This window comes from uncultured Microbulbifer sp., from assembly GCF_947489355.1.
In the GTDB taxonomy this organism is placed as follows: Bacteria; Pseudomonadota; Gammaproteobacteria; order Pseudomonadales; family Cellvibrionaceae; genus Microbulbifer.
This window is the reverse complement of record NZ_CANLDD010000064.1, coordinates 1-17,875: the sequence shown is the minus strand read 5'-3', so window position 1 is coordinate 17,875 and position 17,875 is coordinate 1. Positions and strand designations below refer to the sequence as shown.

Sequence of the window (17,875 nt, the reverse complement as noted above, 5' to 3'; positions counted from 1 at the left end):
AAAAGCGAGAAGTCTACGGGCAACTGGCCGCTTTTTCTAGCTCCATTGAGATATGCACTTACAAGTTGAATCTAGGAAATAAATAAAAAGAAAAAATTTTTGGATAAAGAGTCAAATATTGCTATCAATATTTCCCCGTATGTGAAATCTATGGGCAAGATAGTGATGAATCACTATAGCAAATATAAGAATTTGATTTATATTCCCCAAGATCAAAATAGCCTTGAAAGAATGATTTGGGGAGAAAAGGCTGCTGATACTTATAAGAACACACTAATTCCTATACACATCAATCATCCAATATTTCTTGAAAATAAGGTGAGATATTTTGTTGATCCAACAACATGGATTGATTACTTGAAAGACATGGATTTTTCATTTGGCACTAGAATTCATGGCAATATAACTTCATTGCTTGCTGGAACACCTGCAATGGTCTTTGCGCATGACTCAAGAACATTGGAATTAGCACGATATTTTGAAATACCACATAAGTTGCAGAGAGAAATTAGGCCTGATGTAGATGCGGCGGAGCTCTATGAAGAGGCAGATTTCACTAAGTTTAATAATGGCCATGCAAAAAGATTTGATGCTTATATTTCATTTTTGGATAAAAATGGAATTGATCATATTTATCAAAAGCAGCAAAAATTCGATTTTGATAAAGAAATAAAAAATATTTCTTTCCCTAAAGCTTTGGAGGTAGCAAATAGTGCAAGTGTATATGATCTTATAAACCGCACCGGATGGCTAAAAGCCAGAAATGATAATGAAATTAACAAAATGAAAAAGAAAATTGCAGGACTAGAAAAGATCATTAAGAATGGGGATGTTAATTATGAAGATAAAAATGTGTGCCTTAAGAGGGTTGAAGAGCTGTTAACAGAGATAGAGCCGCTTTTGAAAAAGGTTAATGAGCCACGAATGGCATCTTTTATAAAAATGTTTAAGGATAAATTCAAAAAATAAACTTCAGTATGATATGGTTTTTTACTGATGAAATAATTATTAACTGGCACCGTTAAAAAAATTTTTTATTAATCTTGCGTCAGCTTGATTGATTCGAGCTGGCCCTTTTTTATATACTAGTAAAGCAGGAGGGAAGAATACCCTTCTCCCAGGATCGTATGAGGCATGGATGCCGATTACGAGCGTACAAGGATGTATTCACAGCGTGTCCTGGGAGAGGGGTATTCATTCCTTTCGACCCGGTAGTAAGTCTCACGTATTATGCAATGTGGCAGTGGTATGGTTGTAATGAAATAAAAGATAAATATGATGAAGAGAAATGAGGGCTGAATATGAAAACGCGAGTTCAACCTTGAAACGCATACCATTTATGCGGCTTGTTCCGCCAAGTAATTATTCATTAAACCTTCTGGAGTTTCAAATCCTAATGTTTTCCTTGGTCGGTTATTTAAATCGCATACCACTGCATCAACCTCTCCCTGAGTTATCTTTTTAAAGTCCGTACTCTTGGGCCAATATTGGCGCAACAGGTCATTCGTATTCTCGTTTAAACCACGTTCCCAGGAGTGGTAGGGGTGAGCGAAATAAACCTGCGCTCCACGCTCCTTAGTAATTCTTTCGTGATAGACAAACTCTTTACCATTGTCCGCCGTGATCGTATGCAATGCCGGCGTATACGGCTTCAGCAGTGCTTTAGTGGCCTCTGTCACCGCCTCTGCACTTTTGTTCGTAAGCGATCAAACAACCATTCAATTACCCACAAATTCGGCACCAATTTGATTGCTTACCAGCTATTTGTTACCTTTCAGTACACCCGCTGTGCTGAGGGCACACCATGGACTCCTGGTTAGATAAAGAGCTTTCCAGTTGTATTTTCAAGGACAAAAGGCTTACCGAGCGTTTTAAAACAATAATCAAAACCCTATCAAAGAGATGTGGAAAATCAATCCCAAAAGTTTGTGAAGAGTGGTCGATGGCGAAGGCAACCTACCGCTTTCTATCAAATGACAGAGTTGATAATGATGATATTCTTGCTGGTCACTATGATCAGACCAAGAATCGCATTGGAGCAACTCGCGGCCCAATCCTAATTTTGCACGATACCACTGAATTTTCATATAAGAGGGAATCGCCTAAAGCCATTGGACATACTCGAAAATTACCTACACCTGATCGAATAGCTAAAGCATTTGGGCAACAGCACAAAGCCTGTGGGGTATTGATGCATGCAAGTATGGCAATAACGGCCGAAGGGTTACCTCTGGGATTGACTGCTATTAAATTTTGGTCACGAGAAGTGTTCAAGAATACCACCAAACTGAAGAGTAAGATCAATCCAACACGAGTACCTATATCGGCAAAAGAGAGTATAAAGTGGCTTGAAAACCTTAACTCCTCGAATGAACGAGTTTCAGATAGCCCTGCAAAGCTCGTTCATATCGGCGATAGGGAAAATGACATCTACGAATATCTTTGTCAGTGCCAGGGACTTGGGTCTTATTTTGTGGTGCGCAGCTGTGTGGATCGCTTAGCCAATGAAACAACTCTTGCTGAAGAGGTGGCAACGAGTAAAGCTTATTACAAACATGTGATCAATTTTACAGATAGCGATGGAAATACCGTTAATACGGCAATGAATATCAAGGTAAAAACACTCGCCCTTCATCCTCCTATTGGAAAAGAAGCGAATTATCCCGATTTGCGAGTTACCGTTGTTTCTGCACTTGAAGCCCAAGAGCCTGTTGGCAGAGAGCGTATTAAATGGACATTTCTCACAAACTTACCAGTAAAGAAGAAGGAAAACGCACTAACGGTACTGAATTGGTACAAGCAACGTTGGAAAATAGAAACCTATTTTAAAATATTGAAATCTGGGCTGAAGCTTGAGGAATCAAAGCTAAGAACAGCCGCCAGGCTAACAAGGTTGATTTCCATTTGTTGCATTCTGGCGTGGAGAATACATTGGCTGACAATGTTAAATAGAGAAGACAAGCGGTTGTCTCCAAACTTGGCTTTTGATGATATTGAAAGGAAAATATTGATCCAGTATTTTCAGAAAATAGTGGTGCCTTCAACTTTACAGGATTATATCGATCGATTAGCGAGATTGGGTGGATACTTAGCGCGGGCAAGTGATCCGCCACCAGGCAATACCGTCATTTGGAGAGGCATGAACAAACTGTATGAATTGCGTGCGGGCTTCGAACTCGCCTTAGGTGTGGGTAATTGAATGGTTGTTTGATCGTTTACGCCGGAGAGGCAGCGTTATCGGTGTAAGAGTTGCCAGCGTCGTTTTGATGACCTGACTTTATCCGTGTTTTCGGGCCACCATCAGCCTCTGAAAGGCTGGGTGCATTGCTTGTATCTCATGTCATTGAACCTATTAAATTCACAGATCAGTCAGGAGCTTGGCCTGAACAAAGACGATATCCAGCAGATGACGCAACAGCTCAGAGAAGCCGTTCACAGAAAAACTTCTGATATCACTCTTGACGGTGAAGTGGAATGCGACGAGGTTTATGCTGTGGCGGACATAAGGGACAGCCAGAAGCAGTTAAAAAAGGCCGTAGTGGGAGGCGGAACCGGCTGAGAGGTGCCCGTGGTCGTGGTACGCTGTAGAAAGAAAAGCCTTCCATTTTTGGCATGATCCAGTGGGGGTGGCCAGGTTGCGATAAGTATGCTTGCAAATGTTAAACAAGCAACGATTCGACCGTTAGTTGATGCTACAATCTCTTCGGGCACTTTGGTTTACACAGATGAATACAACATTTATGACCGATTGAAAGAGTGGGGTTTACGGATACAAGTCTGTTTGCCTCAATGCTGGCGAGTATACTCGGGATGAAGATGGTGACGGTTTTCATGAAGTTCATGTGAATACTATGGAGGGTTTCTGGTCTTTGTTGCGGTCCTGGTTACGCCCCCATTGAGGGATATCACAAGAGAGACTCCCTGTGTATCTGAGTTTCTTTGAGTGTCTGCACAATATTAAACGCAGAGGAAAGGCCGCTATTTCAGGGTTGTTTTACCTACTGTTGGGCTAACTCCCTGGAATCCATAAAGAGCCTATGTCTATTGCTTAGTTTTCCCCCGATATTCAGGACCGCACTATTGTACGTAAGAATTTAACTGCTAGCAGTAGTATTCTAGATAGATTTTTGGCTTTTGGTCGAGCATCGAGTTGCCGCTGAACAACCTCGATCGCCTGTTCAACTGAGATAGCAGAACCCGAAACTGGACACACATACGTTGGATACTTCACTAATGAATGAAAAACAAGTTCAGACAAGGATATTTTTCGTGTTCGTCTACGACAATGAAGTATGTCGGTTGTTAATCCCCAACCTGAGTAGAATGGAATACCATAAGTCGTTACACGTTTACCTCTGAGTAGAGCCTCGAAACCTGTTAGCGACGTAAGGGTATGAACCTCATCGATTGAATGTAGCAACGTACCCATGTCTGCGTCTAACTCAATGTGATCTGCATTCATCAAAGCATCGTTGCGCCAATAGCCATTGTCTCTCTGTCCTGCGACCACGTCAGGATGGGGCTTGTAAATAATATATGCATCTAAATTATGTTTACGAACAGTGGTTAAAAGTTCGGCATTGGTATTAATATTTGGAGCTCCAAATTCAAGTGAACCGTCACTTTCTACCTGACCAGGAACTAAAATGATACTGGTAGAACCCGGAAAAGATATGGGTCGCTGGCTCCCGACGTTATACTTCGTCAAGTTTACAGCCGCTAGTTCTTTAATCAGGTACTCGCCTCTCATTCGCTCCCAGTCGCTACAAGGCTCATATTGTAGAGATGCTTCCAAATCCGATAATGTCGACGCATCAAAGTAAAGACTGCGTCGGTCACAAACTAGTGATATTGGCCGATTAAAATGAACCCCTAGGCCGACGGACCGAATAAAACCATCTTCAATACGTAGATTCGCTCGATTTTTTCGCCCCCAAGCTACTGTGGAAGCTCCCGAATCTTTTGCTTCTTTCATTCTCCAAACAATAAGAAAATCTCTTATCCAACCTCGTTTCCACTTAGATATATTGTCGAGATTAACGTGGAGTTCCTGTCGCGAAGCTTCGCGTTTGCGATCAGCAACAAAGTTAATAATCTCCTCAAGTTCTATATCGGCACCATTGTTCGGCGCACAGTAATAAGCATATTGAATATAGGCCGCATAGAATACTTGCTCAAGCGATCGTACTTGACTACGACGAAGGATAGATATGTAATCGATCGTAAGTCCCCAACCGGCATAAAAGGGGACGCCAAATGTTTTAACTTTTACACCAGCCATTAGCGCCTCGAAGCCGAACAAGCTCGATACTGTATAAACCTCTTCTAGCTGTGCTGCAAGAGTCCAAATTGAAGGATTACCAGTTAAAACTTTTACATTTGGCAAACTGGCTGCCAACTCCGTCAAAAATCCACGTTTTTTCCCGCTGAGTACATCGGGATGGGCCTTTACATAGATTATCTCACCGGGATGATCAATGACAGCTTGATGCAACATTCTATGAAAACTTGCTCCATCAGCAAGGGCACCCTCAATTGAGGCATCCCCGATAGTCTGATCAACGACCAATATACCCGAATTCATCGACTTGCTATTCGACGAACTGTCCTCCGTGTTGTATTTCGTGATCTGAAATTCAGATATTGCTGACATGGCCGCAACAGAACGTTGGATTTGCTGTTTGTTCAGATACTTTGACTCATTAATTAACCTCTCAAGCCGACTCTCGAAGCGAGCATCGTAATAAATGCCTAAGTCGTCAACCACCAAGCTAAATGAGGGGAAACCATCCACTCCAAGCCCAATCGAGCGAATAAAACCATCTTCTAATGCTACATAACGGAGCCCTAAGACAGATGAAAGCCATCGTGCATGTTTTGAGAAAATTGTATATCCCCAGCCAATGATATCAAGCGGACGCGGTTGAAAAAAATAACGTTTTGAATTAATAAATTTACGTAAATGTGTAATACGAAACATTCTGTAAGAAAAAAATAGCAAATTAGATATCCTCTGAAGTTGATTCGGAAATCCTCGCCAGAATTAAATCAATATAAGCTGAAAATGGCTGCCCAGAAAGATAGCTTTCAGCCGATACTAATTTTCGCCTCTGCTCAGTACAATCCTCAGAGAAATCAAACGGAAGGCTTCGCAGTTCATCAACAGATGAGAATATATAATCGGATCTACTCGTCAAATAGTACTGTTCTAAATTCATAGCTTTGTCCTTGGGTATATAACTAACAAGCCTCTTATCTTGTGCAACAGCCCATATTGCCATGGATGAAATGTCGGTAATGACAATACTAAATGCGCGAGATTTGACACGATTGATTGCGTGCGCACCTTCTCGTGCACTAAAACGCGAGGACGTGGAGACAAACTTGAAGCCAGCCACACCCTCGAATGTCATAATTACCTCTTCTACCGCATTTCGATAGGTATTTTTTATTACGCCAGTTGAAGGATGAGGCTGAAAGTAAACAGTTAACCCCCTTTCAATAAGGGCGGCAATAAGTTCAGCTGCAAGTAGAATCGAAGAATATGCTTGAGCGTCATTCGCACCTTCCCAAGTCGGTGCGTACAGCACCCCATCACTATCCACGATATCGGCGTGTTCAGGTGCAATATACGGTGTTCCGATTCGAAAAAAACGATTTTCTCGATCATCAGAGCTAAAGAATAAATCATTATTAAAATAACGATCGATAGATAGGGATCCGGCTACAAATATGTGATCATAAATTCGGACGAGAGGGTTTATCGAAGCAATTTTATCACTATCACCGTGACCAATGAATACATGCTTAACATTACGATTGCGCAGTAACAGATGATTGGTATTCGTGTTAAATGGATAAAATACTGCCTTCAACCCTTCACATGATAAGTCTCTAAAGCGATTATAACCAACAAAAGAAAATCCGTAGCCATCTAACATCTTCACGAATTTTGAACAGCATTCGGGATAGCTGCGAAGAATGATAATGGTAGACTTTTTATTAAAGAAATCATTTTCAAACCACTTATTTACGTTGCACAAAGTATCAACATCACGACTATCGAGATATACAGCGTAGCTAAATTTCTTTAATATGTCAGGCATGAATATATTCGAACGCTGACGTATAAACCCACCTAGCAAGGTAAAGCTTTTCACGCCTCTGAAACTATAAATTACTTTTTTTCCTCCTAGAGCTATCCAGAGCGCATTCGAAATATTTTTTCCTATTTTTGACAACACTAAAAAACACCAAATTATTTATCACAGGCACTACGTGCACTTTATTGATTTAACTCCGCTTTAAAGACAGAATCGAATGAGCAATCTTCAAAATTATCACTCCAAAACTTGTTCCAAACACCAATATCAACTTCTTCAAGCGCCGCAGAAACATCTCGCTCTAAAAACCGACCATCAGAATTCAACAGACTTAAAGGTATCGAATCAAAGAAAATAGGAACAGTACTAGGCGCAATTCGATTTTTATTGCCTGATAGGTAGAGAGCTGGAGAGTGTGCACAAAGATTCTTTGATGTAAATTTATCTATATCTGATATGATTAATCCCGCACTTCGACATCGCTGACCATCTAATATTTCTATATCAATATTAAAAGCCATCGCGAATTCCTTTAGGTCTCCAGCTAGACTACGTGCTTTTTTATTAACAAACTCAATTTGAAACACTTCGTAACATTTAGATGCAATGAGCGCCGATACGATTTTCAAGAAATTACGCCGAACCAGACACTCATCTCCGACCACAAGTTTTACTACACGATCGTCGACCAAGTTATTATGCTGTACTGGCAACCCAACCATGGGCATATGGATACCGAGCGATGTCATTCCGACTTTCTCAAATTTCCGATAGGAAAAGTTTCCCGTAATGAATATAGAATCGTAAACCCTATATAAATTTGAAGGGATCGAATAAAAATCTGTATTACGATTACCCAAAAAAACATGCCGATATTCATTGAAGCGTTGAGAGTGAATATTAACCGCAAAATTACTTAAATAAGTAATAGTCGTTAATTTCGGACAGGACTTGAAAATGGCTTCAACCTCTAGAGGGCTACCAGCGTAATATGTCCTGAGATTACCAAGTTCACTTCTCAAACGATTATAAAAATCTATATTTCTTACAAGAATTGCAAAGCCGATGTCTAACTTTAAAAGTCTTGGCAACCAATATAAAAGGTACTTGAAAGACTGTTCGTAATCACCGGGCAGGTACACAACAAATTGAATGTCGTTTTTGCTCATTCGACCTAATAACTTCATTTAAAGACACCTTACAGTAACTTATCAAGCTGAACAACAAACTCATCTTGCAATGTTTCTTCAATGCCCAAAATATAATTCATTGCAAGTTTACGGTTTTCTGCCAAGTAATCATCTCGATTATCAACAACCTGCTCGAGTAGCTTAAGCAATTCAGTCACAGAACTATAAGTATAACAATAATCGGTGTATGGCATCTTGCTTTCGGCAAGTTTAACATCTTTGTCCGGAGGTAAATAAACAAAGATTGGACCATTGAGAGCTAAGCATTCTGAAACTACTGCTGAGATGTCACAAATAAACACATTATAACTATCGATGAAACTCTCAATGGTATCCTCAGCCGTATATAGAGTTAGACCTGAGAAGTCGCCATTAATTGCTGATTTCGCCTGAGATGACCGACTCCCCGTCATTGGATGAAATTTTAGACCGACATTAAATCGGTTCTTTAAAGCACCTAGTAGCTGCTTACTATGTGATACCGAAGAATAATTTTGCTCTTCATAAACACCTTCCCACGTCGGTAAGCACAGTAGATTCACGGATTCATCAAATCTTGACGACCAATCCGGCTGAGCCTCTAGGGCTACTGCCTTTAACGTCGGGCGCCCAATCTTTACAAACTCCAGACCGTTTCTTGCTATTGATTGAAATCGATCAATATTTGCCTGACCGGCCACCCAGTTTTGATTATAAACTCGGAAAAATTTATGAGCACTTGCTGATTTGTCGCTATCACCATGTCCTATAAATATATGTTTAATTTTTTGATGTTTGATCAGATGAATATTATTACCCGTATTAGACGGGTAAAAACATGCACGCGTGCCCTGCAACCGACCTATCAACACATCGATTTCTTTTTCGCTCTTACACAATATCACATCTGCAGGATAGTTGTTTTTAAATAGATAATTACCCACTGAAATAAGGGATTTTTGATAGCGTACAACGATTAAAGTGCGCCCACTAGAACGCAGAAAGGAAGGTAGCCAAATTGCAATATGAGGGACGGCCGCCGTCACCTCTCCTGTATGCAAAACAAAACTATAAGGCATAAGGAGATTAACACTATGTTGGCTCGCCTTACGGCGACCAGAGTCATCTGGCACCCGAGACCGCCTAGAAACAGAAGCGTTGTAAGCAGTAGTGGCGACGCCCCTTCTTGCTAAAGACTCTTTAATTAGCCTTCGAAAATCGAATAACAAAGTTTTTTTCATGATCTTAAAGAGCTTATTATTCTTTGAAATATTCATTACGCTCCCCAACATTGTCAAATCTAACGCTCACAACATGACCAGAACCTCCACTAGCCATTGTATTGATTGACGCCAAAGCTACATCGGCTGACTTTAGGAGTGAATCAGGAGCTTCATGACCAAAATTCGAAACGCGCATTGGTGTAGCTGTTCGCTCCGGGTTGATACAATTGACGGAAACATTAAAATCCACCCATTCTTCCGACAATGCTTGCGTGAGGTTAACAACAGCAGCTTTCGATGCAGAATATGAACTATAAAATGCTCGACCTCTAGTATACGAACTAGAGGTGAAGTTAAGTAGACTGCCTTGGACTTTTTTCAAGAATGGAAGAGACTTCTTAGCCACAATAATTGCACCAAAAAGATTAACATCGATAATGTTCTTTATTTCATTATCATCCATATGTGACAGAGGTTTCTTCTTCAATAGTGCAGCAGTGTTTACTACAAAATCAATTCTACCTTTTTTTTGATAGACACTGTTAAGTGCATACTCAACATCATTAATATTCGATACGTCTGTATTTGTCACGCCACGACTAAAGCAGAAAATATCGGCACCGAAATTCTCCGCCATGCTGGCAATATCCTGCCCTATTCCATAGCTGCCACCAAATATCACTACAACCTTACCATCCATAGTTTCACAAAGCTCTTTTTCCTTCATAAAGGAGATTTTCGCATCTCCTCGTTGTTGAAAAACATGGTCGGCAATCGAGATATCGATTGGTTCAGTTATTTTGATATTCGTATTATCTCCCATCACAGTTGCGATTTTAATTTCGGGGCTAACTTGCATTAATACACCGCAATCGCAAGTTACTTTGAGCCCATCATAAGTTTTCGCTTTTTCATAGGCATCGTAAAGAGTCATGAACGCAAAACATTGAGGCGTCTGACCACGGCGTAAGGACGAGCGGTCTGGAATATCCTTAAGAATTCCACTTGAATCTACTTCAACGATCGTATCAGCGCTGTTAATCACTACGTCTACGGCGTTGAATTTTTCAAGCGCATCAAGACAATCTCGAATAGTGTTCTCAGTTACAAAAGGACGAACTGCATCATGAATAATAAGGTTGATCGCTTCATGCTGTTTATAGTTCTTATGGATGAAATCGAGCGCATTTTGGGTCGAACCCATCCGGTCCACTCCCCCGGGGATAACAGAAGAAACCTTAGAACAACCTCCTTTATTAACTAAATTCCAAATCGTATCTACAAAATTTGCTTTTGAGACAATAACAACCTCATCTATCTGGCCATTTAATTGAAATACGTCAATAGTGTGCTGAAGAAGTGTTTTCCCCGCCACTTTTGCAAACTGCTTTGGATAATCTTTTCCGAATCGCGAGCCTACACCGCCAGCGAGAATTACAGCTATATTAGTTTTCACTTATTTACTCCCAGCTGAAACTAATTTCACTCAAACTAGTCAGAATATCGAGTATCTGATAGAGAGTTAGAACATCTTCTTTAGATTTAATTTTAAATCCATGGTATACATATTTAGAATGAATACATACTAATTTACTACCTGCTTTACGCTTTATGGCGTCAACAAAGGCGTATCCGTTTTCCGTATCAAAGCGAAGGTGGTTAATCATTAAATAAATCGGAGGCAGCTTCTTATTAAAGTCGTTGATAAAATCAGTAAGATTTTGCCACACTCCTCGCTCTTGGAGCTGCGCAATGTCATCAATCAATTTCAACTTTGGATTTTTTGGAAAGCTTTTAGCGGCGAATTCTTTCGACTCCGAAGCAACCACTTGAGGCCCTATAGCAAATACCGAGACATCGAGGTCCATTCCAATTCTAAGCGCAGCAAATGCGGACATACTTGAGCCCATGATATGCGTATGCTTTTTTTCGTGGATACTTGATACGCTCTTAATTATCTCTTTGTAAACCGCATGATTAGTCTCAAGGCTATAGAAGTCATCCGCTGGGTTATTGATATATAACAAGCTCATATCATGACTTGGGACTAAAATCTTGACCCAACAGAATCTATCACCCTGATTATGGGGCGATAGTATTATTAGCAACTTTTTAGAGTTTTCTTTGGGTAGATAGACAAAATTGACACCCTTATGACTACTTCGATTTTCTCTTAATGTATTCTTTACATTAAACATAAAGACACCTCTAGCAAATTCAAAAATTCTCAGAATTTTCTTCTAAATTTATTCGGTAATTATTTATAATAATTTTTACTTTTTATATAAAACACACATCATAGGGTTGATTGTTTTATAAATTAGGAACAGTTTTTCTCTACTATGGGACCTATTTTACTGTTTTCTGATACCTTTGCTCAGATGATACAGGAATCGACCTGACTTTCCTCCAAGAATTATCCTATTTCTATCGGAAGACTCTTTTATCACAACTTCATCACCCTCAATTTTTTTAAATTTTGTGATTGTATTCAATAGTAGAAAACATGTTTCTTAATATTTCTCTAAGTAGTGCTTGTAACAAACATAAGATAAATATACCACTCATCTGCACCAACTTAGAAAGACAGGACCGCCGCGGTACCCACCGCTATACGGTACAGTATCTCCGTAATATCTTTGGTTACCTGTAACTCACTGGAGTGAATCTTGGGCATTACCATGATTTCATCCCCAGGGCGCAATCGATCGCCCAGGCGATTATCGAAATCCCTACCCTCAACTCGACTAATGGTTCCATCCAGATGCAAAATGATCAGTTCATCCTGATTAGCATTGTTGGCAAACCCCCCTGCCAATTCAATATATTCTTCCAGAGTGCGCTTTTTACTATACACAAGGGAAGTCGGGAAAATAACCTCTCCCACAACAGAAACCGTGAAGGGCTTTAACGGTACAACAAGTTCATCTCCATCTTCCAACAACATCTCTGAAGCATTGGGGCTATTCGCAATCACTACCTGCCCCCGAGGTTCCGCTTTACGGGCCTGCTCGATAAAGTTTTGTATCATGGCTGCATTATCTTTCTGCGCCGCCTTTTCGAGATCCGTATTCGGCTGCCTTGTCAGCACCTCCATTTGTAAAGCATCCAAAGAGCGATCCAACGCTGCCCGCTGCTTTTCCGCAACACTTTTGCGATAAAGCTGTACCGCAGAACGATCTGCGTTTTCACGAAAATTTAACTGTATCATCAACTCATTCAGTGTAGCGCCGTAGGGCATTACATAAGTAGCTGGACCATCCAGATCCCCGGAGACGCGAATTGAAATCGATTTGATATCGTTGTCCCGTACAAGCTCCACCTGGGCACCAGGATAGAGATGCATTGTCATCGCCTCGGTCAGCGGTAGATAGCTCGCCTGCCGCAACCCATCAACTACCTGAGTGATGAGGGCAAAATTAGCTTGAGGATCCGGCTTGGTTGCCAGGAGCACTTCGCCCAATTGTGAATAAGGTCCAATAAATTCCATTTGTGCTGCCTGCTGTACAGCGCCCTCAATAGTCACTGAACCCTTACGCGAACCTACAACTACTACATCTCCACTACGTAATTGCAACGATGGCATAACACCTTTTACCAGGAAATTGTAGAGGTTGATCTTTTGTATCGGTTTACCGCCACGCATTACCGTAATGTCAACAAAACTCCCACTTTCCGAATCTATACCCCCAGCACTATCCAGGTAGTAGAGAATGGAATCGGAGGAAAAGCCATTATATAATCCGGGATTACTGACGTATCCGGTAACAAATACTTTTACCGGCTGGCTGGCTTCCAGATTCGCATAGGCCTGTACATTTTTTTTGAATACACGTTTTACATAACGCAAGACAAAATTATTGAGCTCACCGTTTTTTACCCCCCCCACATGGATCGGCCCTACTTCCGGTACAAAAATATTCCCTTGCGGATCTACCGGCAAAGTCGCATTAAAGTCATAAGCACCCCACAATTGCAGCGTTATTTGATCCCCTACTGTAATGCGGTAGTCCGGATTGAAACCATTGAAAGGCTGATCCTTGAACGCCCCCCGAAAAAGGGATTGACCAAAAACCGGTACTCCGGGTTGCGACAATTCTGAATTCTCATCGCTGTCTAGCAGTTGTGTTTCAAGAGCTATGGCCTGCGAGCATACAAAAAATGTTAACAGGCCCAAACCTAAACGACAATTTCTCAATTTCTTTGCAATCATCTCTGCGAATCTATTTACTTCACTCACTATTTCAACAAACAAATCTGCTATGCCACTCTCGCAAATACTCACTGTAGTATTCACCCAACAAAAGTACTGATAACTTTTCCCCATCTTCTTACAAATCTCCTACAGAGAGGACATCACTCGCGCCTAGAGTAAAATTCCTACTATGCAACGCTCCTACATTCTGTGATCACGAATACTGGCAACTAGCATTTTTCCAATCCCGTACAGCAACAGCAACATAATGGCAAAACTCACAAAATTATATAATTTACGCGGATATTCCGGCTCTTCTGCCAGAGAGGGCTGTGCAATCACCGTCAAATGTTTTAGCTTCCCAGAGGCCTCCATGCGGGCAGCCTCCAAAGCCTTTAAAGAGGCAGCATAGGCATCAGTTGCGAATTGAAGATCAAGCTCCAGGTTTTGGAACTGTGCCCCTAGGCTATTCAATCTTTGCTTTCCTTCCTTATCTATTCCCACCAACCGAACTTTTTCCATTTCAATTTGATGCTTTAACGCATCGATTTTTGACTGCATGGAGACAATCTGGGAAGAGTTCGGGTTCAAATAGGTCTTTGCCGCTGTATATTCAGCACGCTGCTCTGCAAGCCTGGCTTCAAGACCCTGGATAATACTGCCAATTCCTTTGGTAAGCTCTTCCGGGCTCACAATATTATTACGGTTTTGAAAATCCAGGATTTTCCGCTTTGTATTACGTAAGTTTTTCTGTGCTAATGCCAATTCGCTTTTTACAAAATCAACCTGTTTATCCGCAAGCTGATTACTGATTGCGTTCACAAAATCTTCAGATTTTTGAATAACAGTTTCAACAAGGCGCTGAGAAAAACGTGGATCGAAAGCTTGCATCTTAATGGCAATAATACCTGTAGTTTCGTCCAGACCAACGCCAATATGCTTTCGGTAATACGCCAGGTAGTTTTCCTGGGTTGCATCCGCATCAAGACGGGAGAATACGTCATGGCGATTGCTCTTGTAATAATTTGCAAGATCCAATTTTTCATCCAGATACAACGCCATATCCAAAGACTGGATATAATTGACAACCAGAAAAACATCCTGATTATCAGATCCCATACCTGGAACCAAAAATCCCAGCGCGTGGGATGTCGCTTGAGCGGTGGCGCTGTCTTTCACTATTAGCTGCGCATGACTCACATAGCGCTCTGAGACCCAGAATACGTAATAAGCTCCAACAATCAACAGAGGGGCTGCGACAAAGAGCAACAAGCCACGCCAGCGGCGTAAAAACTCTACAGGATTTCGGTGTGTATCACTCACATCATCTGAGAGATTTCCTACAGTTTTCCTTACTGTATTAACTACCCCCTGCAGTGCCTTGCTCCCCACTATTTCGATTTGCTCATCTGTACGCGAATTCTTTGCTTCCATATACTTTAATATACACTTCTTACTTGAGTATTTACGATGCGATATTGCTCTTCTGCCGAGAATCTGTGCCTTTCAGATACAGAGCAATAGCTTCATCCATAGAGTCACAAATCTTTACTCTTCCTTCTTCAAGGTAGATACCCACTTCACAATTTTTTCTCAGCAATGACATCGTATGGGCAACAATAATAAAAGTGGAGGTCTTACGTTTCTCCGCAATAACCGCTTCACACTTACTCTTGAATTGGGCATCCCCTACTGACATGACCTCATCTACCAGGTAGACATCAAAATCAATAGCAATACTTAACCCAAAAGCAAGGCGTGATCGCATACCTGAAGAATAATTTTTAATCGGAGCGTCGAAATAATTTCCAATCTCAGCAAACCCCTGAACTGTATCCATCACCTTGCGCTGGCCACTCCCCCAGATGCCGTGAAGGCCGCAGACAAAAGCGACATTCTCCCTGCCAGTCATGCTCCCCTGAAAGCCACCGGCCAACCCCATTGGCCAGGATATTCTCTGGTTGGTAATCACTCGCCCAGCATCGGGATAGTCAATCCCCCCCATAATACGCAACAAGGTTGACTTACCGGCTCCATTGCGCCCGAGAATGCCTATATTTTTGCCCTCAGGGAAAGTAGCATTTACAGCTTTGAACAGTACATTACGCCCTTGGGGCGTCCGGTAGGATTTTGTAAGATTCTCCAGCTTAATCATTGGCTGCGCACCAAGTCACGCCAGCTCACCCTATAAACCAGCAATCCAAATCCCAGCATACCGATTGCAGTGAATGTAAGATGCTGAAAATTGGCAAACATGCCATGGTAACTGGCAAACAAGCCCTGGCGAGTAAGTTCTATTACATGTAGCAGGGGGTTCCAGATCAGATATGGATGATACTCTTTTGGAATCTGGTCGAGCGAAAAAAACACGCCTGACATAAAGTACAAAGGCCGCACAAGCACAGGAAGCACTTTAGAAAACTCTGGATATCTTTCTCCCACAACACAAAGGACCAGACTCAAGCCCAAGCAAAAACCAAAAAAAAGAACATTGACTTCAACCAACAAAAGAAAATTACCAAAGGCGGCTTGCACACCGCACCATGCCAGTACAATTAGCAAGGCAACCAGACTTAACAGGTAAATAATGAACTCCAGCAAAACCCTGCTGAACACAGCATCAAAAGGGCGAAGCTGGCGATAATTAAATAGCCCACGATTGGAAGCTACTGTAGCCAGGCTTTTGGTAAAACAGTGGCTGAAAAATAGAAATGGGGCTATGCCTCCCAGCATAAATAACAAGGTAGGTATGCCCGGATATAACTCCCTGCCGCGAAAGCTGAAAATTGTCGCCAAGACCATGATGTGCATTGCCGGCTCAAGTAGGGCCCAAGCATATCCTAGCCGCCATTTGCCAAAGCGAGTTTTCATCTCTCTAACCAGCAGTGCATGAATCACATCGCGCTGGATCTGCCAAACGGTACGCTGAACTGTAGGACCCATATCTTTCTAACTTCTTGAATATATGCGAACCAACTCCTTCACAGCCGAGCAGAGGAACAATGAAAATCTAGTCAGGCTTATCTAAGGGAGAATTATTCCATAACCGAGAGCTCTGAACAGCTAAAGTTCTGCCATACCTAACTCCCCGGCTGTGAGCAACATTTAAATCACATGTTATATAACCAGTTTTTTTGAGATATTCACCTCAAACCCCATTTTGCGCGGCATCCTACCACACTCCATTGCCTGCGTCACACCGTGCCGATTGCACGCCATTACGCATTAGCCGCAACTTGCTTACCAATCCTATTGGGCTCCTAAATAATGGAAGCGTTACACAATTGGAAAAGTCCGACAAAGGAGCCATTCTTATTGTCATCATTGGACAAATTGCTACCAGTAGCTCATTAGATAAACAATCTATGGCAATCAAAACGTAAACATCCGCACGTGTGCCTCCACCCACGGGCATACGAACATCCCGCCACAGCGTCTGGCAAATCTGCCGTCCGCAATCCAGCCAATGCTTCTGTAGGCCCTGAAGTTCAAGGAACATTTCGTCAATGCTGTACATCTCCACTTCCGGGCTGAACTGCCGCAAGGTCGTCATCACCCGGTGCGAGATATCCCCATAAAGGGGGTAGTTGCCGGAGAAGATAGCCACCTGGTGCAGCCACAACAGATGCTCGATCTTAAAGAAGGGCTCAAGACCCCCGATACCCAACGATTTGGCCTCGTTCGAACGTGCCACAACAAAGCCGTCGTTATTGGAGAGTACCACCACCGGCTTACCACGAAGATCCGGCCAAAAAATCTGCTCACAACTGGCGTAACAGCTGTTGCAATCCACCAATGCCAGCATTCACAAAGGCCGATGGTAGCGAATGGAGGCCTTGGCCACCCTCCCACACTCAAGTCCTGCCCCTCCCGGATAGGGGTTGGAGGATATTTGCTATTTGCCGACAAAAGGCGTCTGTGGTGACGATCCAGCACCTTGCAGGCCAATTGGCCATCCAGAGCGACCACCACCACATCGCCCTGTACCGGTTCCAGGGAGCGGTCGACAATCAGCAGACCCCGGTCAAAGATCCCAAGCCCCTGCATCGAATCGCCATTGGCACGCGCGATAAAAGTTGCCGCGGGTTTAGTGATCAAGTGTTCATCAAGACTAGGGGCTGTTCCCGTTTGGATGTAGCCTATTGATTTGTAAGAGCAAGCTCGCATTGTTGAGGTTCTAACACA

14 protein-coding genes and 3 pseudogenes are annotated in these 17,875 nt (G+C 42.1%); 4 read left to right on the top strand and 13 right to left on the bottom strand.

All coding sequences use genetic code 11. The annotated features are described in order from the left end of the window. Positions 1 to 99: 99 nt before the first annotated feature. A complete protein-coding gene (locus Q1A48_RS18360) occupies positions 100 to 969 on the top strand; it encodes a polysaccharide pyruvyl transferase family protein (protein WP_299947824.1) in 870 nt (289 codons plus the stop codon). 368 nt (positions 970 to 1,337) lie between these two features. Here Q1A48_RS18360 and Q1A48_RS18355 read toward each other — a convergent pair. Beyond that, a pseudogene (locus tag Q1A48_RS18355) lies at positions 1,338 to 1,691 on the bottom strand (IS30 family transposase); the annotation flags it as partial. Between the two features lie 113 nt (positions 1,692 to 1,804). Here Q1A48_RS18355 and Q1A48_RS18350 point away from each other — a divergent pair. The 3 genes and pseudogenes from Q1A48_RS18350 to Q1A48_RS21945 all read left to right on the top strand — a co-directional run. Then, positions 1,805 to 3,199 carry an IS4 family transposase gene (locus tag Q1A48_RS18350; RefSeq protein ID WP_299947822.1) on the top strand — a complete coding sequence of 465 codons (1,395 nt, stop codon included), beginning with the start codon at positions 1,805 to 1,807 and terminating at the stop codon, positions 3,197 to 3,199. Between the two features lie 138 nt (positions 3,200 to 3,337). Beyond that, complete coding sequence (locus Q1A48_RS18345; protein ID WP_299947820.1) at positions 3,338 to 3,559, top strand: hypothetical protein; 222 nt, start codon at positions 3,338 to 3,340, stop codon at positions 3,557 to 3,559. 75 nt (positions 3,560 to 3,634) lie between these two features. After that, positions 3,635 to 3,814, top strand: a pseudogene (locus tag Q1A48_RS21945) (hypothetical protein); the annotation flags it as partial. Between the two features lie 252 nt (positions 3,815 to 4,066). Here Q1A48_RS21945 and Q1A48_RS18340 read toward each other — a convergent pair. From Q1A48_RS18340 to Q1A48_RS18285, 12 genes and pseudogenes are all read right to left on the bottom strand, one after another. After that, entirely contained in the window at positions 4,067 to 6,001 is a 1,935-nt protein-coding gene (locus Q1A48_RS18340; RefSeq protein ID WP_299947818.1) for a capsular polysaccharide biosynthesis protein, read from the bottom strand. Between the two features lies 1 nt (position 6,002). Further along, complete coding sequence (locus Q1A48_RS18335; RefSeq protein WP_299947817.1) at positions 6,003 to 7,244, bottom strand: hypothetical protein; 1,242 nt, start codon at positions 7,242 to 7,244, stop codon at positions 6,003 to 6,005. Positions 7,245 to 7,285: 41 nt separating this feature from the next. Beyond that, a complete protein-coding gene (locus Q1A48_RS18330; protein ID WP_299947815.1) occupies positions 7,286 to 8,290 on the bottom strand; it encodes a hypothetical protein in 1,005 nt (334 codons plus the stop codon). An 11-nt stretch (positions 8,291 to 8,301) separates the two neighbouring features. Then, a complete protein-coding gene (locus Q1A48_RS18325) occupies positions 8,302 to 9,549 on the bottom strand; it encodes a CDP-glycerol glycerophosphotransferase family protein (protein ID WP_299947813.1) in 1,248 nt (415 codons plus the stop codon). Then, entirely contained in the window at positions 9,530 to 10,951 is a 1,422-nt protein-coding gene (locus Q1A48_RS18320; RefSeq protein ID WP_299947811.1) for a bifunctional cytidylyltransferase/SDR family oxidoreductase, read from the bottom strand. Before Q1A48_RS18320 ends, Q1A48_RS18325 begins: the two co-directional genes overlap by 20 nt. A 4-nt stretch (positions 10,952 to 10,955) precedes the next feature. Beyond that, positions 10,956 to 11,693 carry a hypothetical protein gene (locus Q1A48_RS18315; protein WP_299947809.1) on the bottom strand — a complete coding sequence of 246 codons (738 nt, stop codon included), beginning with the start codon at positions 11,691 to 11,693 and terminating at the stop codon, positions 10,956 to 10,958. A gap of 380 nt (positions 11,694 to 12,073) precedes the next feature. After that, entirely contained in the window at positions 12,074 to 13,822 is a 1,749-nt protein-coding gene (locus Q1A48_RS18310; RefSeq protein ID WP_299947807.1) for a polysaccharide biosynthesis/export family protein, read from the bottom strand. Positions 13,823 to 13,891: 69 nt separating this feature from the next. Then, positions 13,892 to 15,124: a hypothetical protein gene (locus Q1A48_RS18305; RefSeq protein WP_299947805.1), complete on the bottom strand. Its 1,233-nt coding sequence runs from the start codon at positions 15,122 to 15,124 to the stop codon at positions 13,892 to 13,894. 31 nt (positions 15,125 to 15,155) lie between these two features. Beyond that, the gene (locus Q1A48_RS18300) at positions 15,156 to 15,845 is read right to left on the bottom strand and encodes an ABC transporter ATP-binding protein (RefSeq protein ID WP_299947803.1); all 690 of its coding nucleotides are present in this window, start codon (positions 15,843 to 15,845) and stop codon (positions 15,156 to 15,158) included. Then, positions 15,842 to 16,633: an ABC transporter permease gene (locus Q1A48_RS18295; RefSeq protein ID WP_299947801.1), complete on the bottom strand. Its 792-nt coding sequence runs from the start codon at positions 16,631 to 16,633 to the stop codon at positions 15,842 to 15,844. The genes Q1A48_RS18300 and Q1A48_RS18295 overlap by 4 nt, the downstream gene beginning before the upstream one ends. A 229-nt stretch (positions 16,634 to 16,862) precedes the next feature. Continuing rightward, the gene (locus Q1A48_RS18290) at positions 16,863 to 17,495 is read right to left on the bottom strand and encodes a hypothetical protein (RefSeq protein WP_299947799.1); all 633 of its coding nucleotides are present in this window, start codon (positions 17,493 to 17,495) and stop codon (positions 16,863 to 16,865) included. 98 nt (positions 17,496 to 17,593) lie between these two features. Beyond that, positions 17,594 to 17,857, bottom strand: a pseudogene (locus Q1A48_RS18285) (S24 family peptidase); the annotation flags it as partial. Between the last annotated feature and the right edge of the window lie 18 nt (positions 17,858 to 17,875).